This is a genomic window from Spartobacteria bacterium UBA695 (assembly GCA_002298145.1).
In the GTDB taxonomy this organism is placed as follows: domain Bacteria; phylum Verrucomicrobiota; class Verrucomicrobiia; order Chthoniobacterales; family Chthoniobacteraceae; genus UBA695.
In genome coordinates, this window is sequence record DBMP01000017.1 from 110,489 (window position 1) to 128,860 (window position 18,372).

The window sequence follows — 18,372 nt, forward strand, 5'->3', positions numbered from 1 at the left end:
ATGCCTGCCCAATCCCCCAGGAAGCATGCCGCCAGCGGATTTACGCTCATCGAGATTTTGGTGGCCATTGCCGTGACCGCTCTCCTGGTGGTGATGGCGGCGCAGCTGACGAGCAGCACCACCTCCACTACGACCAATAGCCGAAAGCATCTGGATGCCAATAGTCAGGCGCGCCAGATTTTCGACCGCATGGAGCACGATTTTTCCCGGATGTTGAAGCGGAACGATGTCGATTGCGTCTTTAACATCCAGGCGGGTAACGATTCCTGCTACTTTTACAGCGAAGTCCCCGGCTATTTTACCGGCACCAGTAACCAGAGCCCGATCTCCCTGGTAGGCTACCGCGTCAATTCGCTCAAGCTGGAGCGGCTCGGGAAAGCGCTTACCTGGGATGGGGAAGCCGTTGGCACTTCGGCCCCGGGTTCAGTGGTGTTCCTTACCTATTCATCCGGCACTACGGTTAACTCCGCGAGTACGCTAAAGGGGGGGTGGCCGGACACCGTGAACGACGATTCCACCGATGCCGATTTCCATGTGATTGGCGATCAGGTCTACCGCATGGAATTTGCCTTCCTGCTCAAAAGCGGCACGTTGACGACGCAATTCAGCAAGCTTTCCAACGTGTCCGCGATTGTGGTGGGCATTGCGATTCTCGACTCGTCCAGCCAGAAAATGGTCCCCACCTCCAACACCCTGGTAAGTGTGCTGGAAGACGTTTCGGACGCCAATCTGACTTCCAGCCCGCCAAAGACCATGGCTTCGGTATGGCAAAGCGCCGTGAGCTCCAAAGACTTTGCTCAAAAGTGCGGAATTCCTGTGGCGGCGGCTTCTCAGGTGCGTATTTATCAGCGTTATTTCTACCTCAAAAAATAGGCCCGGCCATGAGATCCCACTCCTACTCCTCCCCTGGTTTCCGGCGCTCCGGTGGCGCGGCTCTGATCATTGTTCTGGCATTTATCATTTTGCTGACGACGTTGGTGATGGCGTTTTTTTCCCGGGCATTGAACGAGCGTCAGGTTGCCTATAGCAGTGCCAACCAGACCAAGGTTGCTAGCCTTGCCTTCGGCGCGTTGGATAGCATTATCAGCGATTTTCAACAGGAGATTGCCGCGGGTTCCATTACCACGACGGTGAGCCTTACCACTGGGACTCGCGTGGCGACGATCACGATACCCACCTCTCCAATAACGGTCGTTCCCTGCCTGGCGCTCTCGGGCACTTCTGCTGTCACCGGTAATTCGTTTGCTCCTAACTTGGTGAAGCGGAGCGCCTATGCGCAGAGTTTTTTTTCCGGATCGAATTATAACTTGTCCAGCAATACGCTCGCGGTGAGCACCACGGGAACCCCTACCTCTACCGTTGCCTACACGGCGGCCAACCGGGCTGCGGGATCTTCCACGACCGGCACGTCGCAAAACGGCCGTTCGATTTCCCTGGCGCGCTGGAACAAGGCGCTGTTATTGCCCAAAAAGGACCCAAACAGCAGTACGGATTTTACCCCGGTCACCACGGGCGGGAGCAATGTGTTTCTTCCGCCCGACTGGATTTTGATTGCACGGGATGGGTCAAATCCCAAAACGTGGAGCACCAATATGGTTTACTCGTCCACCAACTCGGCTTCGGTGGTTGGCCGGTACGCCTATGCGATCTACGACGAGGGCGGATTGTTGGATGCGAATGTTGCGGGCTACCCGTCCATCACGGGGACTGACATCTATGCCAACAAAGGTTCGCTGGCCCTTGCCGACCTCACTGTGACGGGGTTGGGGGCTGCGCAGATCGACGCGCTGGTCGGGTGGCGCAACTATGCTTCGGCCACTCCGTCCGGTTCCCTCCATGGCTCCTTCAGCTTCGACGCTACGTCGGGCAGTAACTACTATAATTATCTGCTCTCCAATACTACTGGGTTCATGACCACCGGGAACCGGACGTTGAATTCGGGGCAGAGCGATCGGATTTTTCCAAGCCGTCAGACGCTGATCAAATTTTTTAGCGACTCCAGCGTATCGAGTTCGAATGCCCTGGCTTCCGTGCAGAATTCCCTTCAGTATCTGGGCACGTTTTCCCGGGACTTGGAACAGCCCTCCTTCGTGCCAGATCCGAACCGCCCCAAGAATACCCGGCACGTTCGCGATAACGTTCCCGCGACCAACGACGGGAACGGGAACGACACTTACGATCCGACCGGGGCAAAACAGGATGCCATCAACCCGGTGCTGTTGAAGGTCAGGGATGCGAACGGTGATCCGGTGCTCAAACGGCGCTTCCCGCTTAACCGTCTGGCTTGGCTGACCTACAAAGGGCCTAGCGCCGACAACCTCAGTGATTCCATCGTGCAGCAGATGATCGCAAAGCTTGGAGGAACCCCCGGGGACTCAACCGACCCGGTCTACCAGTTCCTGGCAAAAGGAACGGCTGATAATATAAACAAATATTTTGGTCTTACATGGACGAGTGGACAATGGACTTACGACCATGGCGATCCGGCGCGCATCTTCCAGCTGTCGGAGGTTCCATCCGACCGCGAACCGGATTTCTTTGAAACGCTCAAGGCCGTGATTCATTGCGACTCGCTGGGCAAGCAAAACGGAGGTCTCGATACCCAGCTTTCGCCTCATTACTTAACCGGAGCCTTAATCGATGGCATGATCCATTACCAGATCATGCAGATCGCGGCCAACCTGATTGACCAATTCGACCTCGATAGCTATCCCACGCATCTCTCCTTCAACGGATGGGATCTTTACGGCGTGGAGAACTTACCCTATCTCGCTGGATGGCAGCAAATGTGGTACCGCCAGAGGGCGTTGACAAAGGGGGTGGATTACCCTGACACGGTTACTATAACCACGACCTCGGGCACGACGAAGACCACCGGCACGGTCAGTTCGCCTGACAACGGAGTCTATGAAACGGCCGCCATGGTTCAGCCGATTATCTGGAACCCGCACGCGCCTGATACCAGCACGTCTCCCCTTGGTGCGCCGACCCAGTTCCGGGTGGCGGCCAGCGGGTCTGCCGGATTGGGAGCGGGGGGCATAGCGGTTTTCACCCAGGTAGCCCCGGCCTGGTGGAGCGGGACGACCGCCGCTACGGGGACCTACCCGTATAAAGACACCGCCCCAAGCAGCTGGATCCAAGTGACCACAAGCTCGGGGGATAAAATAATGACTCCGGGGGCTTTCGTGGACCCGGACACGAGTATTCTGACCTTCACCTCGGGAACCTCCTATCGCGAGCCGATCCGGTTGTGTCTCAACGGTTCTCCAACGGACCTCAGTCCGCGGGGTTACTCCTCCGACAAGATGGCCCAGCCGATGAACATTTCTTTTGACTCCACCCTTGCAGCGGCCGAAGGGGGCAGCCAAGTGATCGGGTTTTACTGCGGAAAGGCGTGGACCGGCGGCACGGGTACCGTCAATGGCGTCGCCCAAGGCTGTTCCTACCTCGGAACGATTTATCAGAATTTGATGCTCACCCTGCAATACAAGGATGCATCGGGAAATTGGCAGACGTATGACGAGATTGAGCAAGTATACAATAGTACTTCCCGCACCAGCTTTGTGGATGAGAACAACCCTGATTCCACCCCCAGTTCGCGGGGCTTTCGGGCATGCTTCCGGGCCGATCCACGCACGAGCCGGTGGGGGCTTTTTGGCGCCTATGTTTACCCCACGAAGGATTTAAGTAAACTCGGGTTTAAATTGAGTTCGCCATTTGCTTTCACCGTAGTAGGCAAGGTTTTACCTGGCTTTTATCTTCCCCAGAGCATCACGCTGATGCCGAATGTGGACTCTTCCTATCGGGGGGTCTCTAACGCCTCGGGTGGACCCGCCGCTCCGGGATGGGTCATCTCCTCCTCCTATAATCTTGGTGATCTGATGGTCAACCTACCCAAAAGATCAACCGCGAACCCCGATCCCAACCCCAACGCTGGCCCCAGTACCGCCACCTCACCCGGCGAGAAATTTTTTTACACGGACCCGGATATGGTTTTCCGGCGCGCCTCGGGCTGGAATTTCTCGGGAACCAACGGGCTGCCGCTGTATACGGCCAACGCGGATTACAGCAGCCGCCCGGTGATTCTGAACCGCCCGTTCCGATCCGTGGCGGAGATGGGCTACGCATTCCGGGGCGTGGCTTGGAAAGAACTGGATTTCTTTTCCCCGGAGAGCGGAGACGCGGCGTTGCTCGATGCCTTCTGCGTCAACGATCTGGGCACCGCGCCTTCCAGCATGTTGGTGGCGGGCCGGGTTAACCTGAATACCCGCCAGCCCAAGGTGATTCAGGCGCTCCTTCAGGGGGTCTCAAAGGCAGAGGGGGGGATTCTCAGCGGGACTGATGCGGGGGCGATTGCCAACGAACTAGTCAAGTGGACGGGCAATGTGACCTCCGGCACTGCAGGAGTATTACTCAAGGGGCCGTTGCGCAACCGAAGCGAACTGGTTGGAAAGTATATTTCCAGCGTCACCTTTGGTTCCTCGCTTACCTTGTCGGGGAACGCCGGGGCCATTGCTATTTCCGGCGCGCAATCTTATTCCGGCTTTGCTTCCGTGCTGACAGGGACGGGCTCGACGACCTTCTCCAGCGTCTCCGACAAGTCCATCAAGCGCCGGGCCGAGTGCGCGATGCGGGCGCTGGCGGACTCCGGGAATACGCGCACGTGGAACCTCATGATTGACCTGGTGGCCCAAACGGGACGCTATTTGCCCACCGCTAAAAATGCCACGAACCCGTTGGATCAATTTACGGTCGAAGGTGAAACCCGCTACTGGGTGCACGTGGCTATCGACCGCTACACCGGCGAGGTGCTGGAAACGCAGGTGGAGCCGGTTTCCGAATAATGACGCTTTATGAAATGGCCTTATTTAGTTCTCGCCGTCTGCGGCATTGCCTTGGCGATCTCCACTGTCGCCGCCCAGAACGCGCCGTTGCCGCCAATCAAGACCCCCACTTTGCAAAGGGCTCCGGAGCTGGCTTCGTGGACGATCTCGTTTAAATATAGTAACGCGGGAACGGCACAGCATCGCAGAACCGATCCAGATCCCGTGCAAAGCATCACGGTAACGAAAGCGGGCACGACCTATCGCGAGCAGATCGCCCATGCTTCGGGGCAAACCGGGGAAAAATGGATTTTTGAAGACGCTCAATTGCAGATCGTCAAAGGCGGGTTCGTGGTCATTGTTGAGACTCCCTCAACGGGGAAGTCCTCCCCGGAGTTCAATGATTACAATACTTGCGACTTCGGTGGGATGGAGTGGGTCTCGCCGTCTCACTTCCGGAGCGCTCAGCCCTACCAGGGGAGGGCGGCCTATTTATTTGAGGTGCCCAAAGGACAGGGAAAAGCCACGGCGGTTCTATCGGCCGATACGCAATGGCCTCTCCTCTACTCGGATGAGGAAGTGACTTGTACCTATACGTTCAACGCGCCCCCGCAGGAACTGACGCCTCCCGAGAAAATTCTTACGATCCTAAAGAAGCACAAAGCCGGACTGCAAAAGCTTAAGCTCCATTCGTCGCCACCATAAAGCCGACGGTGCTTAACCCCGGGATAGAAGCTACATCTTGGGGATGTTTTGGAACGCGGCATCCAGCTCCTCATGGGTTCTCATGAGGGGCTCGGTTTCAGCCAAGACGCTTATGGATTTTTCCTTCGGTGTCAGCTGGGGCTCTTCTCAGATCTTATCAAGCACGACACCGCGGTCGGCTATCGAGGATGGCTAGAACTTTGCCTGTTCTGTAACCCCTGGGAAGGAATCGGTGCGGAAGGGGCCCGCGGGGAATCCAGCTTGGTTGTAGAGATTGGCGGTGGGGCTGTCGGCCCAGGCGTAGCGGACGGCCACGGGCTTGGCGACGGCGGGCGAGGAGACGACGACGGTGTCGCCTTCGATCTTGGCGTTGGCCCATTGCCATTTCATGTCCTTGCCGCAGATGGCGAATCCTTCGAGCTGGCTCTCGGGGCTGTTGCGGACTAGCGAGGGATTCTCTTTTTTCAACGAGCTGGCGACGTATTCTGTTCCCAAGGGCCGGGCTACGAGGCCCCCGTTGAGTTCCCGGAAGTGAAGGCGGATTTTGCCGTCTTCGATGTTTTGAGAATCGCAAACCGGACCGGAGGAGGGAACGGGTTTGTTGTAGGTTTTGGCCAGGGCGATGGCCGCCAGACATTGTCCGGGATCTTTTTTGTTCCGAGGATGGACATCGCCGGTTTCGCCGACGTCAATGAGGATCGCCTCGCCGGTATTGGGCAGGGAAAGTGTCTTGGTCTGGGCTTCGCGCAATTCGGCCCATGCGCATTCGATCGGTTGCGTTTTTTTGTCCTGGAAGCTGGCCAACTGGCAGAAGTAGAAGGGGAAGTTCCGGCCCCAGTGTTGCCGCCAGTCGATGATCATGAGGGGGAATGAGGCTTGGTACTGGCAGGCCCTGCCGACGTTGTTTTCCAGATGGCGCCTTGGATGGTGTACGGCAGGAGGGGGGCGATCATTCCGTTGTATAGTGTGCTGGGACGGTTCTGAGGCCGTAGGACGAATTTCGGGGGTTGCGGGGCGGTTTGCTGAGCGTCGGTAGAAAGGGGAGGCAAGGCGTATTCCGTTTTGGCGAGCCATTCTCCTTTGAGGTGGATTTTGTCAAAGGTCAGGAGGTCGGGATTGCCGCTCAACCCCGCACCGCCGACGGGGTTGTAGATCCGGATGGCGATGACGTTGTCGCCTTTGACGTGGTCTTTGAGGTAGCAGTAGTGACGAGCCCCAATGCCCGCAAAATTGTCGGGTGTCACGCTGCTGACTAGTTTTCCATTGTAATATACGGTTTCGAAGCCTTCGGGGGTTTGCAGTTCAAGCTGAGAAATGACGTTCCGGTCTGTGCCATGGATGGAAACGGTTTTCCGAATCCAGACTGCTCCAGAGTCGGGGAGCCCGGCGGCGCTGAATTTCCCGGGCAGGACGACCGGTTGCCAGTCGGTGGTCGGGATGCCTGGGGCGGCGAAGGCGGGGGGATCGGCCGGTTTATCCGCGCGTTCATATTGCTTTGCCCATTCATGGAATGCGCTCACATAGGCTAGCTTGGCGGCGTTGTAGGTATCCACGTCTTTGTTGATTCGATCTTTCCCAGCCTTGAGCTCCGGGTTGCTCTCCAACGCCTCATCACTAGTCCACGATTTGACTGGCGTGCCGCCCCAGGAGCTATGGATCAAGCCGACCGGGGTTTGAAGGCTTTGTTGCAATGTCTTGCCGAAGTAATAGCCGACTGCGGTGAAGCTGCCCGCGGTCGCGGGATCGGCCAAAACCCACTTCCCTTTGCATTCGTCCTGCACGGTCGGGGCTGCGTTATAGTTAACGCGAAATTGGCGTAGCTGCAAGTTGGCTGACGCGGCAATTTCTTCTTCCGCTCCGATGGATCGGCTCAGAAGAAATTCCATGTTTGATTGCCCTGAGGCCAGCCATACTTCGCCGACCGCTACGTCGCTGATGGTGATTTTGTTGGTTCCTTCGATGACGAGATCGAAGGGGACTTGCCCGACCTGGGAAAGATCTACTTCGATGCGCCATTTTCCATCGGGATCGGTTGCCGTCGCCTCGCCTCGGACGCCTGCGATGGTTGCTGTAACGTGTTCTCCGGGAGCGGCTTTTACCCGGAGTACGGTTTTCGAGGACTTCTGGAGAACGGCATGATCGGAGATCAAAGATGGCAGGGAAACGGCCCCTTGGGCGGAAGTTAATGAGAGGGCGAGGATGGCACCGAAGCCGAGCCAAAGGCGTGGGGGAAGGTGATGTTTCATAAGGGGAAATCTCTTGATACGGACCGGCTGCAATCAGGGATTCAACCGGGGTAGTGGCGATATCCATCCGAGCGCAAGCTATGGTCGTGTAACATATATAGCGATTGTTGCTACAGAATTAGTATGCGCAAAATTGCGAGACTGATTATTCAGGAGGGGCATACTTGTTGGGACCTCCCAAGGCCATAAATTGCCTGTAGAGGATAAGATATGCTCCCAGCGCTAAAACGGCTATCAGCGAGCTTACAAAAAATGTGTACCGATATGCATGGTCGGTGTATCCGAGGAATATGCCCATCACCGGGGCACATACTAATGATGATAAGTTAATCAGCACGCCCCCAGCGGAACTTAATTCGGCAAATCGTGTGTTGGGCAGTAATCTCTGACCTATCGAAGCTGATGCGGTAAGATAGCTGCCGTTAATTACACCATGAGCAACCAGTGCACCGCCAAAATACCAAGTGTTCGTTGAATATAGACCACCTGCGAGTGTGGCCAATGCATAAAGTCCCATCAAAATAGAAGCGAGACGCAGGGGATGGAATCGATCCGCTAGAACGCCGAGCGGGTAAGCCATCGCAAAAGATAAAATATAAGTTAATGCAATGCATTTCCCATAAGTATCCATATCCATCCCAATGGATTGGGCAAAAAATACACTAAATAGATTGATGGGGGCAGAAGCTGTGGCGCCCAAGGCAATGGCTATATAGTATAAAATGTAATAGCGTTTTCCAAAGCACTCTTTAAAATAGGTTTTGGTTGCAAGGAGGGATCCTCTGTTTTCTTCTGGAATGAAGATCGGGGCCGGAGGGTATTCCCCTTCCTTTGCTTTCAAGCATAACAGCATCAAGCCGACACCGTAGAGTGTTCCGATGCCGATAAAAATTCCAACGTAATGGTTTTCCGATTTCCCTAATATCCAATAGTTAAATGTGATGCCAGCCATTAGGCTTGCCGCGCGAAACGTACCCAAAAACCGCCCTATAACACATTGAGGGACAACATTGCTTAGGAGCCCTCCAAACACTGCGTTGGCGGCGGCGCCAGAGACATCCCACAATGTCCAAAACAAGGTGAGGACAATGCGGCTTAAGATGAATCGGGCTGCTGAGCTGCTCCTCCGCTCGGGCTCCATGGTCAAGGAAGTCGCCGAACAGCTCAATTCTTCAAGTCCGTTCCAATTCTCCCGCGCATTCAAGCGAGTTTATGGCTTATCCCCCGATCACTTCATTCGCCGTAGTGCAATTGGTATTTCGCGTGGGTAATTGCGCTTTTTGAATCTTTCGTCGTGTGCCGTTTGTTACCGACTTAGTCCGCCCTGGCTCCGAACTCGCACTTACGGCTTCTGTAATGATCGACATCAGTTTAGCACTTATAGCCTAAAAAGTGATACGCTGGCGTTTTCGGACCATCGAAACCGCAAGAAAATCTGTGCGCATAAGGTGCTTAACGCAAACGACGTAAAACCGGAGCCAGCAGTCAAACTCGAACCGCCGACCGTCTGATTACAAATTTCTCCCCGCCTTCCCGGATTTTCACGTTTACAGAGGGATCATCGCCCAATATCGGCCCTTTTCAATCCCAAACAGGGCAAAATGTCCTTACAAAAATTTATCAAAAAAATCGCTCACTGGCACTTGTCCCCCCTCAATTGGGACGGGACAAACTGGATATGCGACCAGCAACGATCCCCCCAAGATACGAGAAGATAATACGAGTTATATAGTCAAGCTGCGATAATGTTTCTGAAGGAAGCGTTGCCTCGCTGTGGATGTAGTGCCTGTAGCCGGCGCGACTGTTGGCTGCGTCGGCTTTCCGGGTCGGTTCCTCGCGGCGGTTATTCTCCCTTGGCGTAGCCCTGATGGTAAGTTACCAAGAGGAGCGTCCGTATCGAACATCCAATTCGCTGCGTTACCGTCAATTGTCGTGACAAGGTTCGGTGGTCGGTTGGGGATTATCCAACCTACAAAAGAGTCGGTTATCGGGCTCTACTCCAAGTAAAGCCCCGACCTCTCTGCAAGAGGAAGTGTAAATACAGCGGCATGGACATCAGCGATGCCAAACACCTTGATAATTTTTCCCTCCAAAAGTAACGCCGTCGCCCGCCTTCTTGCCACCGTTTGTTCTTGCGGGATCCATTTACACTCATCTTCTTCCATTCACTCCCTTGTTGCAGGATTAATACAATGCCTGGCCTGGTAAACAATCTATTGATTGCTTAATCGTTAGATCTCCGATACAATCAATGAAAGTTATGAGGCCGGGTCACATCCTAACGCTGCGGGATATTGCCGTCCAAGCGAACGTATCGATCGCGACCGTTTCCATGGCGCTCCGCAATCATCCGCGCGTTTCCGTGGGGACGAGAGAACGGATTCACGCCTTGGCTAAAGAGATGGGATATTTGCCCGACCCCCATGTCTCGGAATTGATGGGCTATTTGCGCAAAGGGCGGATCAACAACATTCGGGAAACCATCGCTTTTGTCAGCAAAATGACGTTGACGGAACTAAGGGCGACAGGAGTTTTTTGGGAGCAGTATGTCGGGGCACTGAAACGAGCTAAGGATCTCGGGTACTCCGTAGAATACCACGTTGTATCGAGCCATATGACAGAAACCCGGTTGGGAAGCATTTTGAAAAGTCGAGGAGTGCGGGGAATTTTGGTGCTTCCACAAAAAGATCAATTTGGAAATTCAAAAGGGTTTGAGTCTTTGCCGTGGGAGAATTTCGCCAGTGTGGCTATCGGTTTTTCCTGTCCCGTTCCCCAAACCCACCGGGTTATGCACGATCAAATCCAGGCGCTGCATACTGCCATGAATGCTTTGCAAAACCTTGGCTACCGTCGTCCGGGGTTGGTGATGGAATCGTGGCTCGATAATCGGTTGCGCAACCACTGGACGGCGGGTTTCCTCTCTTGCCAACTGCGGTATTACCTTAAAAAAGACCGCGTGCCCCCCATGATGGATCCCACGGATTCTCCGCAGTTGCTTTCCTGGTTCGCCCGCTGGCGGCCCGATGTGCTCATCGGGCCTGACGTTATCAGCGTAATCGATTTACTCAAAAATTCCGGCTATTGTTTTCCCGGGGATTTTGCCTATGCCACACTCGACAAACAAATGGAGGGCCGATGGTCCCACCATGCGGGAATCCAGCAGATCTCGTCGCATGTCGGCGAAACCGCGATCGAACTCCTCGCGGGGTGCCTGACCCGCAATGAAATCGGCTTGCCAACCCATCCGCAGGTTATTCTTTTGCCAGGATTTTGGGTGGACGGAGAAACGGCTCCGCCACGGCGCTAGGGTGACACTATTTACGGGGCCGAAGGCGCATCCCTCACATATTGTTCAATCAACGGCGCAATAGCGTCCGCCCAAATTTCATATCCCTTGGGCGAGGGATGAAGGAAATCCGGCATGACCGCCCGGGTGAGCGTGCCATCAGGTTCCAGAAGGCGATTTCCAAAATCAATATAAACAACTTTTTTCCCGTCATTCAGACCGGCGATGATTTGGTTGATAGAATTGATTTTAGCCCGAAGTGGATCGGACGGCTTTTCCCCGCGAGGCAGGATGCCTTGAAGCAAAATCACCGCGCCAGGACACCGTTTTTGGTATTCGGAGACAACCGCTTTCACTCCTTCGGCGATCTGCTCAACAGTATTCGCACTAAGGTTATTTGTGCCTATCATCAACACGATCAATTTGGGCCGGATCCCTTCGGCCTGGCCTTGCATAAGCCTCCAGAGAACTTGCTGAGTGCGGTCCCCTGCGATGCCGAAATTAAACGTGCTTAGGTTTCCAAACCTTGACGCCCAAACGTCCGCACCCTGCCGCTGCCAGAAATCCGTGATCGAGTCTCCGTCCAGGATCAGGTCAAACTGTTTTTCCCGCGATCTTTCCAGGTTGGCCTTGACGCGAACCATCCACTCCTGCCGGGGGAACGGAATGACGGCTGCGTTCATTTCAGGGGTCAGCAAAGGCTCACGCCAGACCAGCGAAGAAACATCCGCGGAAGCGGAAAACGCTAGGAATAATGCGGCGGACGCAAGGAGGGTTGTGCGAATCATTTGGAATGGAATGGTGGGGTGTTGGGAGACGGATTGTCAATAAACACGGGATCACTCTCAGTGCCCCCGGAGATGAAATTGTTTTTGACTATTACATCGTAGGAATTTATCACAGTGATCGCATGCCCGCGCGAAAATTTTCCGCTGCCAAGGGGCGCTTTAGGATATGCTGTGTTGCAATGGGAAATGGAATTGCCGGAGATGCGGCCGCCGATCAATCCGTTGACCACGATGCCTTCGTCCGTGCACCCTTCGATCCAATTCCCCGTGATATCAATATCGCGGTGATTGCCGGTGGTTTGGGTTCCGGTCGGGGCGTTGAGAGCCGTTTCCGCCGATACGCTGATGGCGCCGGGCGTCGGGCATAGGCCCAGGTTCATTGCGGCCCCGAGGCCAATATCTTCAAGAACGTTATCGCGCACTGTCACGTGATCGATCCAGCCCGCTTCCCGGTAGTAGGCATACAGGGCAGCGAGGCTGATGCCCGACTGGGTGGTCCTGGCAATATAGTTATCCTCTATTATTCCATGGCCTGCCATGATTCGGATGGCGCGGGGGCGGACATCATGGATTGTGTTTTTTCGGACCACGTAGCCGGCGGAATTGGCGGAGGGAAAGTCGATCACGTCGCCCGCCGCCGCTCCGCTATCGGAGGAAAGGGTAATGCGGAGGTATTTTTCCCGGGGATAAGTTATAAGCGGGCCGGCTTTTACGATTTCGGAACGGGAGAGCGAAAAGGGCGGCGTGAGATCGGTTTCCAGCCTCGCAATTTCAACGGTATTCTTGATCCGGTAATTATCAGCGGCAAGGATGCGGACCGGGTCACCGGGAAGCAGAATATTGTCATAGTATGGTCTGATAATATCCAAGGTGGTGCGACGTAGACACCAAATGACATCGGGAGATTCTACGTGGACGATTTGAAAGGCGGGTCCGTGCAGATTGATGCCGTCGTCGCCCATAAAACTGAATTCGCAGCCTTCGATCAACGGCCCCTTGCGGGAATAGGCAAAATTCAAGGCGTCTGCGTTGGTGGAAAGCAATCGCGCAACGGCGGCTCCGGCGGGCCGAGGGCCGCGTTCGACCACGCAGCGCAAAAATTGATTTTCGCCGGCACTGTTTCGAATAACCATGGCCAAGCCCGGTGACGAGAAAATCCGCAGGGCTTCCAGCCGGATGTTTTGAGTGCGGAAGAAATCAAGCGCCGGCGCCTGCCGCATGGAAAAAACCGCCATGTCCCCCGGCCTGAGAAGAGCCGCCTGGCCTTTTTCAACCATGGACGGGTCCAGCAAAACCTTGGCCTTGCGCGGAGTGATCCGTTGCAGGCTCCGATAGATTCCCTCGGCAGCTCCGCGCTTCCACCCCCGGGTTTGGCCGTCAAATAAATGAATCCGCGACGAATTGAGTTCTTCCCCAAGATCCGGATAGCCTTCCTGGATCTCGACATCGACCGCGGAATGATCGGGGAAGGTGGCGACAATGGTCCCTTGCGTAAACGGAAGCGGATCATAGTCAAAGGTGATCCCCTTGACGGTGATGCCGTCGCAATCGGCAAAGCGCATGCCGGCATCCTTGAACTGGGTAAAAACCAAGGTGGTTTCCGGCCCCTCAATGGTCAACCCCTTCGCCCCGCAAAGTGCTACGCCACGGGGCGGTATGCGATAAATACCGGCGGGAAGGCGGATGACGGCTTCGTGATGCGCGACAGCCTCTTCGAGGATCTGGGACAAATCCAATACAGGCGCTTTCGAGTAGTCGCACGGGGCGGAGATTTCAGCCCGGGCTAGCCAGCTTGTCGGAAGAAAAAAGCCCATCATGGCGCAAAACAGAGCGGCCAGCGGGGAATACCTATGGATCATGAGATGAAAAGTGGGGGAAAAACGGCGGCGTGTGATGTGCAGCACACCCTCCAATATTCCAAATGGGCCAACAACCGATTTATTGCTTAATCGTTAGATTGCCATCATGAAAAGGCTGACCGCCCGTGGCGGTAGCCCTCGCGAAAGCTGCGCGGAGAAACCCCGGAGAATTTCTGGATCAAGCGGGCGAAGTAGTTGGCGTCGGTAATGCCGACTTGATACGCGACTTCCTTGACCGGGAGATCCGTTTGTTTCAGCAGCTCGATGGCCTGGTGAATCCTCCGGCTTTGCAGATAGTGCGAGGGCGTCATCTGGTAGACCTGCTTGAAGGCGCGGAACAGCGTGGCCCGGTGCATCCCCATCGCGGCGGCCATCCCCTCCACGCTGAGCTGCGGATCGGCATATTTTTCGTCAATGTTCTTTCGGCATTGTTCGATCCGGGAAATATCCCGGGAGAGGGTGGCGGGCAGGGCTCCTTCCGTGGCCGCCAGCAAAATGGCATGGGCCTGGTGCGCCGCTTCCCGGTCGCCGGACACGGTACCGCGGGCCAGCGCTTCGCGCAGATTTTTGAACAACTCGATCGGGCATGGGCTCCCCTGTATGGGGCGCTTGTCAAAGCCAAAGGCTTTCAGCCACTGCGAACATTCAGTATGGTCCAGGGTCAACCAGTGATATTTCCAGACCTTGCTGAGCGGCCGCAGGCTGTGTAGCTCGCCAGGCAGCAGGTAAAAGATATCCCGCTCCTTGACTTGGATCTGCTGACCGTCGAGATCGAACTCGCCCCTCCCCGATTCGCACCAAAAAACTTCGGCGAACCATTTCCGAATCGGTTCTTCACTCAGGGCCCCCGCGACTAGCGCGTAAGCACCGGTGGATCGAACCGCCAGCGGCAAATGCTGGGGCAGTTCGTGATTAAAGCGGTAAACGCTGATCTTTTTGGATTGCAACATTTGTCGCCAAATGGGGGTTGCTTGAAGAGTAATTACCCCAGCCCTCAGGCGCAACATAAAAGCGTTCTTGAAGCGGGATCGTCGCTCGAACGTCACCGGGGCGGATTCGGTAATTCCCGCGGCCGTGACGGCTTGATTCAGGTGCAACATTTATCCTGATAAAACAACATTGCTCCTCTAGCCTTTTTGCTGATGAGGATTACTTTCAGACGCTAGTATGTTCTCCCTCAAGTTGCCCGTTGTGGCCATCATTGCGGCATTGACACCCATGGCTGGAATGGCGGCCAACGCCTCATCGGATTCCGCCAGCGACGATATTCTCTCCACGATTGCTTCGGCGCAGGCCCGGGGGGAATGCGTTGTGACGCTTGCTCCGGGCAGGCACAAGCTTCCGCCCCAGGGGTTGAAGCTGGAAAAGCTGCGCCATTTAACGATTGAGGGAAACGGGGCAACGCTGGTGGCAGGCAGCCGGGATGTTTCGGCCATTCGGATCGAGGATTGCGAGGCGGTGACGCTTTGCAACTTCCAGATCGACTACGATCCGCTGCCCTTTACCCAAGGCGACGTTGTTGCGGTGGACCGGCAGGGGCAAACCATCGAGGTGAGCCTGCATGCTGGCTACCCCGGGGCGGAGGCCGCTGTGGCGCGCTCCGGGATGTTTACCGATGCACGCCTCCAGCTTTTTTGCAAGGAGATCGCCACCCATAAACCGGGAGCGCCGGATTTTCATGTCTCCAATCTCGAGACCAAGGAGGGGCGGACGGTCCTGGTGATGCTGAAGGACCAGCAGGCGGGTCTGGCCAAGATTGAGCCGGGCGACCGAGTCACGCTTTCCTCCCGGGCCGCGGAGGGAGTTTCCATCCGCTACTCGCGTGATATTCATTTGGAAGGGGTTTCCGTTCTGGCCGCCCCGAATGTGGCTATTGTGGTGCGCAACTGCCAGACCGCCGGTACCTACCGCGGCGTCCGGGTGGTGCCGGGGCTGGCGCCCGATGGGGCGTCCCAGCCGCGCCTGATGTCCGCCTGTTCCGACGGGCTGAATATCGCCGATGCGCGGGTGGGCCCGGTTATCGAGGAGTGCGAATTTGCCTTCCAGGGCGACGACGCCGTCAACCTGCACACTGGCTTGATGCCGCTCCTGCGCCGGTTGGACGAGAAAACGTTTCTGGTGGGCATGCCATGGAAAGCCCAACGGATGGAGGCGGTGCCCAGTAAGGGAGACACGGTTCGTTTCCTGAGCCGCCCCGCCTATGCCGTGGCCGGAGAGGCGAGGCTTGAGAGCTTCGCCCGCGTTACAGAACCCGCCGAGCCGTGGCTGCCGGAAATTCGGGCGATATGGAAAATGCTGAAGGTGGAACCGGCGCGAGTCTCCTTTTTTCGCGTCGCCCTGGAGAATTGCCCCGCCGGGGTGGATGCCGGAATGTTCATGGATATCCCGGTGCTGGGCGCACAGGGGTTTATGATCCGAAATTCCTATTTCCACGACCATCGCGGGCGGGGCCTGCGGATCATGGCCAGCAATGGCGTGGTACAGGATAATACTTTTGAGCGTATTACGGGATGCGCCATGTCATTCGGGCCGGAATACGCCTTTTGGCGGGAGGCGGGATGGTGCCGCAACGTTATTGTTTCCGGCAATTCAATCGAGGATGTCGGAAAGGGGATGAACTGCCTGCTGCCCAACGGGTATACGAGCTACACGCCTGCGGCCATCAGCATCGTGGGCCACGCCGATGACGAGACGAGCGCATTCCAGGGCAACGAAGCCATTACCATCGAACACAACACGATCGCCCGGTGCGCCATCGGGGGGATCAGCGTCGGCAATGCCAGGAATGTCCAGGTTCGCTGGAACCGGATCACCGACGTGCTCCGGGGGCTCGCCGCTCTGCCAGAAAATCGACGGAAGGCGGCTCCACAAACCCCCATTTCGGTCAAGGACTCGGACGCCGTGGTTTCAGACAATCAACTCCCCTAATTCCATGAAATCTCTTTTACACGTAATGGCTTCAGGATTCGTCTTTCTTTTCACTGCCGCGGCCTCGTTGCCTGCGGCCGAACTGAAAACAGAGCTGTCAAAAGATCAGCCTTCCCTCGCGGGAGGCGTTGCACACCTCAACCCGGGAAGCGCCAACGGATGGGCCTGGAAATGGACCGAGGCCGACGGACGCCGCGACTGCGGGCAGTACTTTATCGCAGCCCAAACGTTCCCGGCCACGGATCTGGCAGTTCAACTCCAATTTAGCGATCCACTGCGTTCGGCAAAAAAGCCGGAGTTCAGACTCCTCTTCCTTCATTTCTCCGGAGCCTCCATCGCGGACGGAGCCGAAATAATGGCGGCCTATACCGGCACCCTGCCGATCCATCCCGGGATCTCCCATTCGGAGCCCGCCTGGTTTAAAATCAACTTTCCGAAAGTCGAATTCCAAAAGGATGAAAGGTACGGGTTCCTGTTGCAATTCACCGACGTGGGCGGAGTGGAGCAAAAGATCGTGCTCAAGGTCACGCCGTCGAGCACTCCCGACGGCGGTTATGGCATTGAGTTGGCCGACGGGAAGGTTTTCTGCAAGTCGCCTTCGTTGAATTTCATCCTGGGGCAATCCTCCTCCGCGCAGCCGCCAGCCGAAGCGGCGGCATCCGCACCCCGCACGCTTTTGGTGGACCGCCGCGCCGCATCTGGTTTGCGCACCACCGCTGCGGCGGTCGCCCAAGCCCGGCCCGGCGATACGATCCGCCTGGCGCCCGGCAGTGGCCCTTACCGGGAAATCCTCTTCATCCCGCAATCCGGGGAGCCCGGCAAGCCGATTACCTTTGACGGAGCCGGGGAAACGATCACCGGGTTCGAGCCGCTCCGGTTCCAAAAGCAGGGCGGCGAGTGGGTTGCCGATTTGCGCGAGTTTTTTTCCAAGCTGGAGGCCATTTCGGGGTTTAGCAAAAAGGAAGGCCGATGGGTCGGCGACGTGCCCAATACCTTCTCCGCTGTGATTGTTTACAATGGCCATCGAGTATTGCAGGATGCACAAAGCGCGCAGCTTCAGGAATTCGCGCGGCTCTCCCAAGACCAGACGCTCATCACCCTGCTGCCGGGCGTGGACCCGGACGCCTGGGAGATTTCGTCGCGCTACTTTGTGGTGAGAATTCTAAACGCCTCCCACCAGGTTTACAAAAACATCAAAGCCTCCGGCAGCTTGAACGACGGATATAATCTCCACGGAAAAGGCGAGGACCTGGTGTTTGAAAACATCGAGGCGTTCCAGAATATCGACGAGGGCTTTTCCGCCCACGAGGATATCAAATGCAAAATCAACGGCGGGCGGTTTTGGGCCAACGACAATGGCATCGGGAATAACGGCGTCACGCCCGTCAACCAATGCACCCTGGAGGCGTACAACATCCGGATCTACTCGAACATTGGATACGGTCTTTGGCTCTCCCGGTGCGCCGCCGATATCGACGATCTCGTCTCCTGGGGCAACGGCGTCGGGCAGATCGCCTTCCACGGCACCTCGGTGGTCATGTTGAAAAACGTCCGCGCCGTCAAGCCCGCCTGGCAACAAAAGCCATGGCTCAATTACGAGGAGTCCGCGACGCGCAAAGACGCTTTTCTATCGGAAATCAGCCCGTCGGCCCGCTGCACCGGGGTCATCCGCGAGATTCAAAATCCAGAGGATTGACGGAATGCAACATTTGTTCTGGTGATACAACATCGCTCCTC

14 protein-coding genes are annotated in these 18,372 nt (G+C 56.2%); 7 read left to right on the plus strand and 7 right to left on the minus strand.

What is annotated here, in order from left to right:
- Genes B2828_RS11350 through B2828_RS11360 form a run of 3 tightly spaced genes read left to right on the plus strand, consistent with a single transcriptional unit; the run spans position 1 to position 5,528 of the window.
- Positions 1-873, plus strand: a complete 873-nt coding sequence (locus B2828_RS11350; RefSeq protein ID WP_479633858.1) for a prepilin-type N-terminal cleavage/methylation domain-containing protein — start codon at positions 1-3, stop codon at positions 871-873.
- 8 nt (positions 874-881) lie between these two features.
- Positions 882-4,844, plus strand: coding sequence for a hypothetical protein (locus B2828_RS11355; protein WP_479633859.1), 3,963 nt, complete (start codon positions 882-884; stop codon positions 4,842-4,844).
- A gap of 9 nt (positions 4,845-4,853) precedes the next feature.
- A complete protein-coding gene (locus tag B2828_RS11360) occupies positions 4,854-5,528 on the plus strand; it encodes a hypothetical protein (RefSeq protein ID WP_479633860.1) in 675 nt (224 codons plus the stop codon).
- A gap of 192 nt (positions 5,529-5,720) precedes the next feature.
- On the opposite strand, the gene B2828_RS11365 is transcribed toward B2828_RS11360, so the two are convergent.
- The 3 genes from B2828_RS11365 to B2828_RS11375 all read right to left on the minus strand — a co-directional run bounded on the left by B2828_RS11365 (position 5,721) and on the right by B2828_RS11375 (position 8,726).
- Positions 5,721-6,389 (minus strand): hypothetical protein, encoded by a 669-nt coding sequence (locus B2828_RS11365; protein ID WP_479633861.1) that lies wholly within the window; start codon positions 6,387-6,389, stop codon positions 5,721-5,723.
- Positions 6,386-7,774 carry a hypothetical protein gene (locus B2828_RS11370; RefSeq protein WP_479633862.1) on the minus strand — a complete coding sequence of 463 codons (1,389 nt, stop codon included), beginning with the start codon at positions 7,772-7,774 and terminating at the stop codon, positions 6,386-6,388. The genes B2828_RS11365 and B2828_RS11370 overlap by 4 nt, the downstream gene beginning before the upstream one ends.
- A 145-nt stretch (positions 7,775-7,919) precedes the next feature.
- On the minus strand, positions 7,920-8,726 hold the full coding sequence (locus B2828_RS11375) for an MFS transporter (protein ID WP_479633863.1): 807 nt from the start codon (positions 8,724-8,726) through the stop codon (positions 7,920-7,922).
- 148 nt (positions 8,727-8,874) lie between these two features.
- On the opposite strand from B2828_RS11375, the gene B2828_RS11380 reads away from it, so the two are divergent.
- On the plus strand, positions 8,875-9,045 hold the full coding sequence (locus B2828_RS11380) for a helix-turn-helix domain-containing protein (RefSeq protein WP_479633864.1): 171 nt from the start codon (positions 8,875-8,877) through the stop codon (positions 9,043-9,045).
- 723 nt (positions 9,046-9,768) lie between these two features.
- On the opposite strand, the gene B2828_RS11385 is transcribed toward B2828_RS11380, so the two are convergent.
- Positions 9,769-9,939: a hypothetical protein gene (locus B2828_RS11385; RefSeq protein ID WP_479633865.1), complete on the minus strand. Its 171-nt coding sequence runs from the start codon at positions 9,937-9,939 to the stop codon at positions 9,769-9,771.
- A gap of 95 nt (positions 9,940-10,034) precedes the next feature.
- Between B2828_RS11385 and B2828_RS11390 the strand changes: the two genes are divergently transcribed.
- Positions 10,035-11,081 (plus strand): LacI family DNA-binding transcriptional regulator, encoded by a 1,047-nt coding sequence (locus B2828_RS11390; protein WP_479633893.1) that lies wholly within the window; start codon positions 10,035-10,037, stop codon positions 11,079-11,081.
- Between the two features lie 11 nt (positions 11,082-11,092).
- On the opposite strand, the gene B2828_RS11395 is transcribed toward B2828_RS11390, so the two are convergent.
- The 3 genes from B2828_RS11395 to B2828_RS11405 all read right to left on the minus strand — a co-directional run bounded on the left by B2828_RS11395 (position 11,093) and on the right by B2828_RS11405 (position 14,657).
- A complete protein-coding gene (locus B2828_RS11395) occupies positions 11,093-11,848 on the minus strand; it encodes a GDSL-type esterase/lipase family protein (RefSeq protein ID WP_479633866.1) in 756 nt (251 codons plus the stop codon).
- Entirely contained in the window at positions 11,845-13,578 is a 1,734-nt protein-coding gene (locus B2828_RS11400) for a right-handed parallel beta-helix repeat-containing protein (RefSeq protein ID WP_479633867.1), read from the minus strand. The genes B2828_RS11395 and B2828_RS11400 overlap by 4 nt, the downstream gene beginning before the upstream one ends.
- A 233-nt stretch (positions 13,579-13,811) precedes the next feature.
- Positions 13,812-14,657: a helix-turn-helix transcriptional regulator gene (locus B2828_RS11405; RefSeq protein WP_479633868.1), complete on the minus strand. Its 846-nt coding sequence runs from the start codon at positions 14,655-14,657 to the stop codon at positions 13,812-13,814.
- Between the two features lie 217 nt (positions 14,658-14,874).
- Between B2828_RS11405 and B2828_RS11410 the strand changes: the two genes are divergently transcribed.
- Positions 14,875-16,635: a right-handed parallel beta-helix repeat-containing protein gene (locus B2828_RS11410; RefSeq protein WP_479633869.1), complete on the plus strand. Its 1,761-nt coding sequence runs from the start codon at positions 14,875-14,877 to the stop codon at positions 16,633-16,635.
- A gap of 4 nt (positions 16,636-16,639) precedes the next feature.
- Positions 16,640-18,331, plus strand: a complete 1,692-nt coding sequence (locus B2828_RS11415) for a hypothetical protein (protein ID WP_479633870.1) — start codon at positions 16,640-16,642, stop codon at positions 18,329-18,331.
- Positions 18,332-18,372: the final 41 nt, after the last annotated feature.

What these genes read in the sequence shown, in the direction of transcription:
- B2828_RS11350 (WP_479633858.1), top strand. Translation starts at nt 1, where the DNA reads ATGCCTGCCCAATCCCCCAGGAAGCATGCCGCCAGCGGATTTACGCTC.
- B2828_RS11355 (WP_479633859.1), top strand. Translation starts at nt 882, where the DNA reads ATGAGATCCCACTCCTACTCCTCCCCTGGTTTCCGGCGCTCCGGTGGC.
- B2828_RS11360 (WP_479633860.1), top strand. Translation starts at nt 4,854, where the DNA reads ATGAAATGGCCTTATTTAGTTCTCGCCGTCTGCGGCATTGCCTTGGCG.
- B2828_RS11365 (WP_479633861.1), bottom strand. Translation starts at nt 6,389, where the DNA reads ATGATCATCGACTGGCGGCAACACTGGGGCCGGAACTTCCCCTTCTAC.
- B2828_RS11370 (WP_479633862.1), bottom strand. Translation starts at nt 7,774, where the DNA reads ATGAAACATCACCTTCCCCCACGCCTTTGGCTCGGCTTCGGTGCCATC.
- B2828_RS11375 (WP_479633863.1), bottom strand. Translation starts at nt 8,726, where the DNA reads ATGGCTGGCATCACATTTAACTATTGGATATTAGGGAAATCGGAAAAC.
- B2828_RS11380 (WP_479633864.1), top strand. Translation starts at nt 8,875, where the DNA reads ATGAATCGGGCTGCTGAGCTGCTCCTCCGCTCGGGCTCCATGGTCAAG.
- B2828_RS11385 (WP_479633865.1), bottom strand. Translation starts at nt 9,939, where the DNA reads ATGGAAGAAGATGAGTGTAAATGGATCCCGCAAGAACAAACGGTGGCA.
- B2828_RS11390 (WP_479633893.1), top strand. Translation starts at nt 10,035, where the DNA reads ATGAGGCCGGGTCACATCCTAACGCTGCGGGATATTGCCGTCCAAGCG.
- B2828_RS11395 (WP_479633866.1), bottom strand. Translation starts at nt 11,848, where the DNA reads ATGATTCGCACAACCCTCCTTGCGTCCGCCGCATTATTCCTAGCGTTT.
- B2828_RS11405 (WP_479633868.1), bottom strand. Translation starts at nt 14,657, where the DNA reads ATGTTGCAATCCAAAAAGATCAGCGTTTACCGCTTTAATCACGAACTG.
- B2828_RS11410 (WP_479633869.1), top strand. Translation starts at nt 14,875, where the DNA reads ATGTTCTCCCTCAAGTTGCCCGTTGTGGCCATCATTGCGGCATTGACA.
- B2828_RS11415 (WP_479633870.1), top strand. Translation starts at nt 16,640, where the DNA reads ATGAAATCTCTTTTACACGTAATGGCTTCAGGATTCGTCTTTCTTTTC.